At 63.5% G+C, this 3,457-nt stretch carries 4 protein-coding genes; 2 read left to right on the top strand and 2 right to left on the bottom strand.

From position 1 onward, the window contains the following. Positions 1-587 (top strand): hypothetical protein (locus tag ACIQ2X_RS16305; protein WP_396180050.1); only part of this gene is annotated, 587 nt, incomplete at its 5' end. A gap of 9 nt (positions 588-596) precedes the next feature. Then, positions 597-1,541 carry a glycosyltransferase family 2 protein gene (locus ACIQ2X_RS16300; protein ID WP_396180049.1) on the top strand — a complete coding sequence of 315 codons (945 nt, stop codon included), beginning with the start codon at positions 597-599 and terminating at the stop codon, positions 1,539-1,541. Positions 1,542-1,570: 29 nt separating this feature from the next. On the opposite strand, the gene ACIQ2X_RS16295 is transcribed toward ACIQ2X_RS16300, so the two are convergent. Together ACIQ2X_RS16295 and ACIQ2X_RS16290 are read right to left on the bottom strand one after the other, a co-directional pair. Then, a complete protein-coding gene (locus ACIQ2X_RS16295; protein WP_396180048.1) occupies positions 1,571-2,494 on the bottom strand; it encodes a glycosyltransferase family 2 protein in 924 nt (307 codons plus the stop codon). Positions 2,495-2,497: 3 nt separating this feature from the next. Then, positions 2,498-3,430, bottom strand: coding sequence for a glycosyltransferase family 2 protein (locus ACIQ2X_RS16290; RefSeq protein ID WP_396180047.1), 933 nt, complete (start codon positions 3,428-3,430; stop codon positions 2,498-2,500). Between the last annotated feature and the right edge of the window lie 27 nt (positions 3,431-3,457).

The raw sequence follows: 3,457 nt of genomic DNA, 5'->3' as shown, positions 1-3,457 counted from the left end.
CGTTCTTCGGTGAAGCCGACAACCTGGCCCCCGAACTGCGCACGCCTGAGTTCACGGCTTGGTGCACCTCGCAGGGCCTGGACTTCCGCATTCCACCCCGCGACCACTGGGCCGACTACCGCGATGTGGACGTCGCCATCGCCGTTCGCAGGTTCTCGGCAAGCTGGACGGCGCCCGAGAAACCGGCAACGAAACTCTTCAACGCCTGGCTGGGGGGTGTGGTGCCTGTCGTGGGCAAGGAGGCGGCCTATGCCCACCACGGCCAGCACGGCCAAGACTGCCTCATCGTGAGCGACGGGCAAGCCATGAAAGCGTTGCTGCTGCGGCTGCACCAAGACCGCGCCTTCCTGCTGCAACTGCAAGCCGGCGGCGCGTCTCGCGCGCTGGGCTTCAGCCATGAGGCAACGGCCCGGCACTGGGCTGAGCTGCTCACCACAGGCGTGCTGCCCGCGGCAGAACGCAGGAAAAAGAGGAGCACGCTCGCGATGGTCCCTTCAAACCTGATGGCACGACTGAAGTCTGGGTTGGCATGGCGGGGCCATCTGCTTTCGAACCTCAGCCCATCAGCACCGGCAGGAACGACCTGAGGCATCCCCATGAGTCTGTCAACACTCCCTGCAAGCCCTGCGGCACCGAGCGCCCAGTCGGGTTCGCAAGCGGCCATCAGCGTCATCATCTGCACCCGCAACCGCGCGTCACAGCTTGCGCAGGCGCTGCAAGCTTGGACCCGGGTGAAGTACACCGCTGCCTGGGAATTGATCATCGTGGACAACCAATCCACCGACGACACCCCAAGCATCATCCAAGGCTACGCTGCCAGCGGGCTGCCCCTCGTCACAACGGTATGCACGAAGGTCGGGCTCGGTGCCGCACGCGAACATGGCAGGCGGCTTGCCAAGGCCGAGCTGCTGTTCTTTACCGACGACGACTGCTACCCGGCCGCCGAGGTTCTGAGCGCATGGGAACTGGTCGCCCGTGAAAACGCCGACGCAGCATTCTTCGGAGGCCGCATCCTGCTGTGGGACGAAAGTGACGCGAAGGTCACGGTCGACTATCGCGAAACAGCCCAGCGCTACGAAACCGGGCGCTTCATCAAGGCAGGCAGCCTGCAGGGCGCCAACTTCTGCATCCGGCGTGAGGCCTTAGAACGCATCGGTGGCGTTGATGACACCATAGGTGCGGGCACACCTTTTCCATTCGAAGACATCGACATCTTCGCCCGCGCGTCCGCCAGCGGCTACGACGGCCTGTTCGACCCCCGGCCCGTTGTCTACCACCACCACGGCCGCAAGCAAGCCGACCTGCCCACGCTGCTGAAAGCCTATGACAAGGGGCGCGGCGGTTACTACATGAAGTGCCTCTTCGACAGCAGGATGCGGCGCGACGCCCTGCGGCACTGGTACTGGGCTTGGCTGGGCAGTCTTCGCGAGTGCTGGCGCAGCCGCACCGCGGCGCCCCTGGCTTCACGCTGGCGGGAGCTGAGGGCAGCCCTGCACTACATGAAGGCCCGACTGGCGCCTGGCCTGCCCAGGCGGCCTTGAGCCTTGCCCCGGCCGGCAGGGCCGGGGCCTCAGCCTATCCAGGTTTTCGCTATCGCCAGCAAAGGCTGCAAACGCGGCTTGAGCAAAAAAGAGCGCCAATAAAGTGACCGCGACAAGCCACGGTCCAGGCGACGCTGCGCATAAGCCGCGTGGAAGTTCGCCAGCGCGCAGCGCTCTTGAATCTGCCGGCGCCATTGGGGGCCTTCATCGGCCATGGCCAGCAAGAGTTCAAACACGCGCGCATTCCAGAACGCCTTGTCGGGCCCGATGCTCATCGAAGCCGCATGCACGTGGTAGTTCGCCACCATCTGCGTATTGAGGATCACCCGCAAAGGCTGGCGCAAAGCAGCTTCAAGGATGAAAAGCCAATCGGCACTCTTCTTGAGCTCGCTGCGGTAGCCATAGCGCCGCAGCAGGGCTGCGCTGTACAGCGCATTGGCGCCATTGAAGTAGAGCTGACCTTCGAGGATGGGCCCGAACAAGTCGCCGCCGAGCTGCCATTCGGTACCCTTGCAAACGGCCTGATCCCGCAAGTGCTGCGGCATGACCTCGCGCTCCTCGCCAGGACCGGCGTCGCCAGTGATGCGCAAACGGGCGAGGTACAGGTCTGCACTGGCCGCCGGCTCGGCCCCCAGCGCCTGGCAGGCCTGGGCATAGAAGCCGGGCTCGACGCTGTCGTCGTCGTCAAGGAAGTGAATGAAGGGCGCGCACGCCTGCGCCATGCCGAAGTTGCGGCAATTGAAGAGGCCCCGCTCGCCCCGGTGGTCAAGCACGCGAACGTTGGGGTACCCAGCCACCAGCGGTTCCAGCGCCGCGCGGGTGCCATCGGTGCAGTTGTCCAGCGCGTAGACCAGCTCGATGTTTTCACCGAGGTGAGCGCGCATGCCCTCGAAATGGCTGCGAACCCATGCCTCGCGGTTGTGGGTGCAGCAGATGACAGAGACAAGCGCCATGGTTCAGTGGTTCATCTGCCCGGGCGCCGCACGCGTGCCACGCGCTGGGCCGCCCATGCTGCTTGGGTCTCGCAGGAACAGGAACCTTGTCGCAGCCACACGAAGCCGCCACCGCACCTCGCTGCGGCTGCGGTACAGGCCCCAGAGTCTGTATTTCAGGAAGAACCGACATTCGCCCACCAGAAGGCGCCATGCCAGCCTGCGCGAGTCTGCAACTTGGCCTGAATTCCAGCCGTAATCAATGACACCCGAAGTCCACAACCACAAGTCCACTTCGGGATGGGCGTTCGTCAGCGCAGTCAGTTCGCGCGCAATCACCATCTCGCTTGCCACCCTCCGGCGCCGCGACGCGTAACTGGCTTGCTGGGTAATGGATCCGGGCCGCCGGATGTACCGGTAGGCCAGCACATCCGTGGCGGCCACCTGTCGGGCCGCGAGCAAGGCTTGGATGGTGAAGAGCATGTCTTCGTGAATCAAACCTTCCGCGAAGCGCAACTGATTTGCCACGATGAAGCTGCGCCTGTAGACGTAGGCCCAGCTGGTCGCAACCGATCTCTGAAGACGAAGACTTCGGCTGCCGTCGATCAGAATCTCCTCGACCCCCACTCTCAAAACATCACCCTCGAACTGCTCCAGCAAGCTGAGGTCGAAAGGAATGAGTTCGTCGTCCGCGTCCAACAGGAAGATGAATTCACCGTTGGCGGCATCCATGCCCGTGTTGCGCGCTGCAGAAAGCCCTCCATTGACACGCCGAATGACGCGCAACGATGGATAGCGAACAGCCAGCTCACCGCAGACCTGAGGGGTTGCATCGGTGGAGCCGTCATCGACAACGATAACTTCAACGCCACCGGATGCCAGCGAATGAGCCGATCGAACTGCTCTCGCCAGAAGGCCTGCGCAATTGAAGGAGGGGATAACTACACTTAGAAGCACGGAGGACACGACAACTCCGACTCAGGC

The organism is Flavobacterium sp. (assembly GCF_044368625.1).
GTDB lineage: Bacteria > Bacteroidota > Bacteroidia > Flavobacteriales > Flavobacteriaceae > Flavobacterium.
The sequence above is the reverse complement of the archived record's forward strand: the minus strand, read 5'-3'. Positions and strand labels throughout refer to the sequence as shown.